At 41.6% G+C, this 6,430-nt stretch carries 10 protein-coding genes and 1 pseudogene; all 11 read right to left on the bottom strand.

Annotated elements, in window-relative coordinates:
* Positions 1-95: 95 nt before the first annotated feature.
* Complete coding sequence (locus tag NTU69_08670; protein MCX5803584.1) at positions 96-443, bottom strand: HU family DNA-binding protein; 348 nt, start codon at positions 441-443, stop codon at positions 96-98.
* 504 nt (positions 444-947) lie between these two features.
* The gene (locus NTU69_08665) at positions 948-1,142 is read right to left on the bottom strand and encodes a hypothetical protein (protein MCX5803583.1); all 195 of its coding nucleotides are present in this window, start codon (positions 1,140-1,142) and stop codon (positions 948-950) included.
* Positions 1,143-1,155: 13 nt separating this feature from the next.
* Positions 1,156-1,287 carry a hypothetical protein gene (locus NTU69_08660; protein MCX5803582.1) on the bottom strand — a complete coding sequence of 44 codons (132 nt, stop codon included), beginning with the start codon at positions 1,285-1,287 and terminating at the stop codon, positions 1,156-1,158.
* 109 nt (positions 1,288-1,396) lie between these two features.
* Complete coding sequence (locus tag NTU69_08655) at positions 1,397-1,669, bottom strand: hypothetical protein (GenBank protein ID MCX5803581.1); 273 nt, start codon at positions 1,667-1,669, stop codon at positions 1,397-1,399.
* Positions 1,670-1,734: 65 nt separating this feature from the next.
* Positions 1,735-2,028 (bottom strand): annotated as a pseudogene (locus NTU69_08650) (thermonuclease family protein).
* A 264-nt stretch (positions 2,029-2,292) separates the two neighbouring features.
* On the bottom strand, positions 2,293-2,571 hold the full coding sequence (locus NTU69_08645; protein ID MCX5803580.1) for a GYD domain-containing protein: 279 nt from the start codon (positions 2,569-2,571) through the stop codon (positions 2,293-2,295).
* Positions 2,572-2,587: 16 nt separating this feature from the next.
* Positions 2,588-3,322 carry a radical SAM protein gene (locus NTU69_08640; GenBank protein MCX5803579.1) on the bottom strand — a complete coding sequence of 245 codons (735 nt, stop codon included), beginning with the start codon at positions 3,320-3,322 and terminating at the stop codon, positions 2,588-2,590.
* A complete protein-coding gene (locus tag NTU69_08635) occupies positions 3,319-3,765 on the bottom strand; it encodes a hypothetical protein (GenBank protein MCX5803578.1) in 447 nt (148 codons plus the stop codon). The genes NTU69_08640 and NTU69_08635 overlap by 4 nt, the downstream gene beginning before the upstream one ends.
* 7 nt (positions 3,766-3,772) lie before the next feature.
* Complete coding sequence (locus NTU69_08630; protein MCX5803577.1) at positions 3,773-4,372, bottom strand: hypothetical protein; 600 nt, start codon at positions 4,370-4,372, stop codon at positions 3,773-3,775.
* Between the two features lie 164 nt (positions 4,373-4,536).
* Positions 4,537-5,598 carry an RNA 3'-terminal phosphate cyclase gene (gene rtcA, locus NTU69_08625; GenBank protein ID MCX5803576.1) on the bottom strand — a complete coding sequence of 354 codons (1,062 nt, stop codon included), beginning with the start codon at positions 5,596-5,598 and terminating at the stop codon, positions 4,537-4,539.
* Complete coding sequence (locus NTU69_08620; GenBank protein MCX5803575.1) at positions 5,595-6,032, bottom strand: DNA methylase; 438 nt, start codon at positions 6,030-6,032, stop codon at positions 5,595-5,597. The genes rtcA and NTU69_08620 overlap by 4 nt, the downstream gene beginning before the upstream one ends.
* Between the last annotated feature and the right edge of the window lie 398 nt (positions 6,033-6,430).

Here is a 6,430-nt window from a genome sequence, read left to right as displayed (position 1 = left end):
AGAAGTCCTCAACCGCATTTACAAATTACTTCCAGTTTTCATGTGGCACTCGTTATGAAAAAGAAAGCGGGCCAAAAGGCCCGCCTGGTCTTGATTTATTTCTTTTTCGGTTTTTTAGCTGCCGGTTTTGCAGATGCCTTCCTTACTTTTGGTTTTACTGCCACCGCTTTTCCATTTGCTGCTGCCTTTAAAGCCGCTCCTGCGGAAAACTTAGGGACCTTCTTTGCAGCAATCTTGATCTCTTTGCCGGTCTGGGGGTTTCTTCCCTTTCTTGCCTTCCTCTGTACAACAGAGAAAGTTCCGAACCCTATAAATGTTACCTTTTCTCCCTTCCTCATTGCCTGTTCAATAGAGCCCGTGATCACGGCGAAAGCCTTTGCTGCAGCTGCTTTTGAAACCTTAATTTCTCCCGCCACTTTTGCTATGATTTCTGTCTTATTCATTCCTACTACCTCATTGGGTATATGTGATATATATAATTAACAGGCAAATATCCTTTGCCTGTTATGTAAACCCCTGTAGGAACAAGCATCTACAAGAGATAATAGCACAATATCTTTATAAATCAAGGATTTATTACGGTTTATTGTAAAAAACTAATGTTTTTTCACCGGTTAAACGAATTATTCATTACCGGTTAAAAGCGTGGATGTTTTATGAATCCCCTAAAATGAGGAGTACAGGAATCTATTCACAAGGTTTGCTTTTTGAATATCTTGCAATCCTTTTTGCAATGAACGGGCCAGCCATCAGTTATGCTGTGAGGAGGGGACAGTGCATTGTTCGAGAAAAAGGATATATACTCCTTCAGGGATAATCATTTCCTTTCTAAAGAACGTCGCCATGTTTTCACTCTAGGCAATCAATGTCCAAAGTCAAGGGCTGACCCTGAATCTTTTTCTGGGTCTTCCCTTATCTCTCAGGGTAAATAATGTGAATTAGCCTTGTTACGGTTTCGGCTTTCTGTGATATCTACCAACAAGAAGATAATACGGTATTCCAAATAATGGAAAAAATATCATAAACAAAACATACAATTCTTTTTTTCTTCCAGGGAAGCTTCCCCTTAAGGCATGGAATATAGGCCATAGTATAAAACAAGCTAAAATACCAATGATTAAAAAAATTTCTAACCTTTCCATCTTACTCCCCTGTTCAATTATCCCTCATTTTCCTCAACACATCATCGGGTATCTTTGTTTGAGGAACTTCTCTCTTTGCAACCAGTTTATCCCTGTCATTATAAAACAGCACATAAAGCTTCCCATCTTCTTCGACAAATTCCATAGAGTAATAGGGGCTGTCATCAGGGTTCATATGTCGTTAAAAAATAGAAAAGCCTCAGCAGAATTTAACTAAGGCTTTCTTGCAACAAACGATTATTCAAGCATCAGCGCTATTTATAACTGCTTGAAGAACCATCATAAAAAGGACTCGATGGACTATGTTTATTGTAGTTATGGCCTTCTTGACCTGTGTATGGGTTTATATTGTTTTTGAAACTCCAATTGTTAGTTACGGTGCCGTCTGGTGAACTCCTGTAATGAGGTTGAATATAGGTACCATTACTTCGATAATGGCCAGGTACAAATACCTGTGTGAATGCACTACTTACGATAAAAAGTATTGCGATCAGCGCAATAAGAAGTATTACATTGAACCTTTTCATAACATCACCCCCTAAATCACAGTATATACCCGTATATACCCGTGATTAATAATGTCAATTGATTTTTAGTGCTTATCAGCCCACAACCCTTTATTACTTTCTCTTGCTTCCCTTTCATATTTCCTGAATTCATCAAGGTATTTGAATGGGAATCTTATATATGCAAAACCATAGCCCTGCTTAATAATCTCAGCGTTGAGGAATGTTCCATCTTCGAGATATACATAGGCCAATAACCTCCTGTATTTATCTCGCCGTTGCCAGTCGTATTCAAGTTTCACCCTTTTCCCCTCAACCATTCTTTTGGTGAACTCTGAGGCTTCTTTTCCGAAATATTCAACGGGCTTATTTGGATGGACTGTTTCGGGTGTATCTTAACGACAGGTACAGGTAGGGCTTAAGGTTCCATCGCAACATACCATTCTCCCGGTTAATGAATAATACCCGCATACACCGCCATGCCACGAACAACGCGCCTTACAGCTATCATAGCACCCACAGCACCTAAAGATATTTATAAAAAGGCAAGCTTTCAACCTGCCTTTTCTCCCTCCCGTTTCATCAGGTCGATACCTGACGGTTATAGAGACCGTGGCTTGTTTTCTGACAACCCCGTGAGTATGTCACCCCGCTATTCTGTCAAACTCCTCCACGCTGATGGCAGGAGAAGTAGTAAAACCAATACTGGTCAATTTGGTGACAGCCACTGAGGCCTTCATCACCTCGGTAATTCCCGGAAAATCGACCACAAACGCCAGGTCATAATTCCCCAACAATGCATACATTGCATTCACCTTACCGCCAGCCTTCTCAATCGTCTGGACCACTTTCTTGGTGCGCTCAGCAGTAATTCCTTTTATTCCTTCCACAGAATACTTTCCCAGCATCAAAAACTTTGCCATTTTACCTCACCTCCCTTTATTGTTTCAAAATCAAACCTCTTTTATATATATTATCCATCACATAAGGGTATTTTTCAAGTACTTCTGTTTCCATCCGGCATTTCAATCCCTGCTTTTGCATCTGGGTTTTAAGGCTGTTCACGCCCTCTTCTCCAAAAACATCGAACATCACTGCTGGCCAGGCATGCAGACCTTTTTGGAGCATCTTCTTTATGCCGATGATAGGATATACAAAATAATCTTTTTCTGCGCCGGTGATTTCCTGAAAACTGGCTGGGTCCCAGCCTTTAAGTGCTACTCTTATACTTAACCGAGGAATTGCCAGGCGTTCAATAAAATCAGGATAAAAACCTAAAAGCAAGCCATTAGTTTCCAGGATAAAAGTCAAATCCTTCTTTGTCTGTAGCGTTCTATCAATTATTTTAACCAGGTGTTCTAAAGAACGTTCTCCCAAAATTGGCTCGCAACCGGTCACGCGGACATATTTGAATCCTTTTTTCTTGGCTATATTAAGCAGGTTATCCCCTACCGCTTCAGGGCTATAAAATTTACCGTGTTTTTGAGGCTGAAGTATCCGAAAATAACTCCAGCAGTATGCGCACAAGAAACAACATCCTACTGCATCCGCAGTGGCAATGCCACCATAATAAGGAGCTGGTCTAAAACGGTGATATTTTCTCTTTGTGTCTTGCATTACTATTGTCTCTATCTCTTGAGCTCTTTTAATCGGGTCAAAAGGAAGGCTAATCATTTTTTATACTGTATATGCTCACTTAGTAAATGGACATTGCCAATCCTGACATTTTTCAGGCCGGTCTTAAGACAGACCTCTTTTGCTTTCTGGGCGTGCGCGGCCGAAGTAGTCGGAAGGTCAATCATCAAAAAGTGGGGATGAAATGCCAGGAGGCTATAAGGAATCTCAGGATTTATATCAGCAAGGAATCCGGCAATTTTTTCTATCTCATATAAATCCACGTATCCAGGAACCAAAAGTGTACTTACTACAATTAAGGCAGGATCAAGCCTTTTCTCCATAAAGCTAGCGGAAAGCTTAATATTTTCTAAGGTCTGTCTATTGGTGCTACCGCATAAGGCAATATGCAGACTCTCTGTCCGGGCCTTAAGGTCAAATTTTATACAGCCGCCAGATTCAAGAGAAATTCTCACCATCTTCTGCAAATACTGACTGGACAATGAGCCATTAGTCTCTTAAGCATATTCTTAAGGCCCTTGCTTTGTTTAAATCCCCGGCAATGCGCGAGGCTAAAATACTATGGGGAAGCTGCGGTGTGGGGTCTCCGCCAAAATAGCAAATGCAGGCAGTCCTCTCATCTACTCTCCGGGCTAAATCTTGAGCAGACATCTTTTTACTTAAATCCGCTTCTTTAAAATTCCAGTTCTGACAGAATAAACAATCAAAACTACAGGCATTATAAAAAACTGCTAAATTCTTATATCCCACATCAGCCGAACCAGCACACACCCAATCCGCCACACAATTTGTCGGTAAGGCATCATAATAAAAAATCAAGGACGCCTCAAGCCTGGCGTCAATAGGTAGCCCACAATAGCCTTTTGCCGCAGCCCCCACCTGGCAGGCATTTACACAGCGGCTACATCTTTTACCATCTGGGTCATGAGGTATCTGAGGTGGTAAATTAAAAGCTTTGCGTGCCTGGGCATGAGTTCGTTGAATATAAGGTAAGGCGGATTTAAAATCATTGCGAATACAATCAACACAAAGGCTTAGGCAGGAAGAAATCAGGGGTGAATCTTTATTACAGAGTTTACATTTTGCCATCAATAATTATTATACCTCTAAAACCAGAGTAACCCAATATAAACAAGAAACAAGCAAAGACAGCCCGCCACAAAGCATTGGCGGGCAGGGGCCCGCTAAAATAAAAGCCCGTAATTTTTGTTACGGGCTTAAAATTTGCCTGCGGAAAATTTTTGGGGTCCCTTTCAGGTTATATAAGGAGACTTCTTCCCAGCGCCAATGCCTTTAATTTTAAGGAGGTTCCTTTCTATCGAAATCTCTACTCCCAAAATCTCTTTAATCAGCCAGAGGTTGGATTCTATATGTTCAGTAATCTTCGGGAATATGTATTGGCTCTCGCCGTTGCTTAAGGCTGCATAAATTATGATCTGGTCTGCAATAAACCTGTCAACAGTTGCCCTGCTATCCAGGTCTTCCAATAAATTCCTGGCCACGCACCTACCGATCTCTTCCGAAGTCCTTCCAACTTTTCCAGCCATGTCCGAACCAATGATACAGTCGGTGTCGGTCAGCGCCCATATTGCTAACGCAGCTCCTTTCTGTTTTGCTGTCTTGTCATTTATTATCTTTATATCTGCATTGAGTCCTCTCTTGTTCAATACGTTATTACATGCGGATTCCATTCTTTCGCTAACCTTTCTTTCACTCAGATGGGACGAAAGTGAAACTCCTTCAATTTTTGTAATTTTGCCTTGTTCTGTCAGTTTTAAAGGCGTGATTTTTCTTTCCACCGGTTTTACTTTAATTTCTATACTCCCGCCCCCCGTGGGCACATAACCTGGTTTTACTACCTTTAAATCCGCATGGAGTGAAAATCTTTTCAGCAGCTCCATCAAAACATACTCAGTGTGAAAGGCATTGGGCGCAAAATCCTGGAAGAGGCCGCCAGAGATTATGTATACAGACGGACCACTAGCCAAGAATCCCAAAGGCAACAGTGCAAGACCCATTATGGTTGTTGAGCCAGCAGTCCCTATGTCCCAACTGAACACGCCGGACTTTATGCGGTTCCCTCCTGGGTGAAATGTTATCTCTTTTGAATTAAGGCTTGCGCCTTCGACCGTTGCGCCGCTCAGAAATTTAAATGCCTCTACTGTTTTAAGATGTTGCGGCCGTAGTCCGGTCTTTTTCCTTTTGGCGCGGATGTTGTAAATATGCAGGTCCTTATTTAAAATGCAGGAAAGTATAAGCGGATAACGCAAAACTGTGCCGCTTCCTGATTTCTTTGAACCGTCTATCTCTATCATTTCGATTTATTTTTCTGCCAATTCTTGAGCTCTCTTAAGAATATCCTTACTGTCACCGGCCCTATCCCCTTAAATTCCTGAAGCCTCGTTTCTAAATCCCTCCGATTCTTTGATTGCCTTAAGAGTTCACCTAAAGAACCGTATCTTCGCTTCAGCTCTTCAGAAATCTCTAACAATTTTGTTGCCGTCGAAAAATCGTATCTCACATAATGGCCTCTATCCAAAATTTCAACCAATTTATTCCAGCCAGCTTCCAAAATTTTTCCTGGGCTCAAAACCCCTTCTTTCTCAAATTCAAAATAGGTTCTCTTGGCCACCTCTTGTTGAATTGGCCTTCCAAATAGCAAACAAGCCAAAAACCATTTAAAAATTTCTTCTTCTTTTCCCGATTTAAGATCAATCCCCAACTCTTTTGAATAAATTTTCCCCTTCATGGAATGATTACCGAAAACAAAAACTTTTGGGGTCAGGTTTTGAAATATCAGTCTTTCTCATCATCCCCCATCTTCTATTTATCCATTCTCCTGCGATTTCAATAAGTTGTCAAGCGAAAGTTCGATAGAGCTGGGGTTCAAGGATTCGAGGGGTCGAGGGATATTTTCTCGTTATCCCCTGATTCGAGACTGAATGTTGGTGCCTGTACCACTGTTTCTAACCCCTACGCCAGGCCAATACCCAGAAATATAATGCCGATAGCTAAAGCGAGGTGCTTTATGGATATCCCCCTTTTCTACCTTACCTGGTAGCGTCTTCTCGGGTCAAAGATATCTCTCAAGCCCTCCCCGAAAAGGTTGTATCCCATAACGGTAAGAAAGATTGCAAGACCAGGATA

Source organism: Pseudomonadota bacterium (genome assembly GCA_026388215.1).
GTDB lineage: Bacteria > Desulfobacterota > Syntrophorhabdia > Syntrophorhabdales > Syntrophorhabdaceae > JAPLKF01.
The sequence above is the reverse complement of the archived record's forward strand: the minus strand, read 5'-3'. Positions and strand labels throughout refer to the sequence as shown.

Coding starts and splice junctions, on each gene's coding strand:
- NTU69_08630 (MCX5803577.1), bottom strand. CDS start 4,372: ATGGCAAAATGTAAACTCTGTAATAAAGATTCACCCCTGATTTCTTCC.
- NTU69_08670 (MCX5803584.1), bottom strand. CDS start 443: ATGAATAAGACAGAAATCATAGCAAAAGTGGCGGGAGAAATTAAGGTT.
- NTU69_08660 (MCX5803582.1), bottom strand. CDS start 1,287: ATGGAATTTGTCGAAGAAGATGGGAAGCTTTATGTGCTGTTTTATAAT.
- NTU69_08665 (MCX5803583.1), bottom strand. CDS start 1,142: ATGGAAAGGTTAGAAATTTTTTTAATCATTGGTATTTTAGCTTGTTTT.
- NTU69_08655 (MCX5803581.1), bottom strand. CDS start 1,669: ATGAAAAGGTTCAATGTAATACTTCTTATTGCGCTGATCGCAATACTT.
- NTU69_08645 (MCX5803580.1), bottom strand. CDS start 2,571: ATGGCAAAGTTTTTGATGCTGGGAAAGTATTCTGTGGAAGGAATAAAA.
- rtcA (MCX5803576.1), bottom strand. CDS start 5,598: ATGATAGAGATAGACGGTTCAAAGAAATCAGGAAGCGGCACAGTTTTG.
- NTU69_08640 (MCX5803579.1), bottom strand. CDS start 3,322: ATGATTAGCCTTCCTTTTGACCCGATTAAAAGAGCTCAAGAGATAGAG.
- NTU69_08620 (MCX5803575.1), bottom strand. CDS start 6,032: ATGAAGGGGAAAATTTATTCAAAAGAGTTGGGGATTGATCTTAAATCG.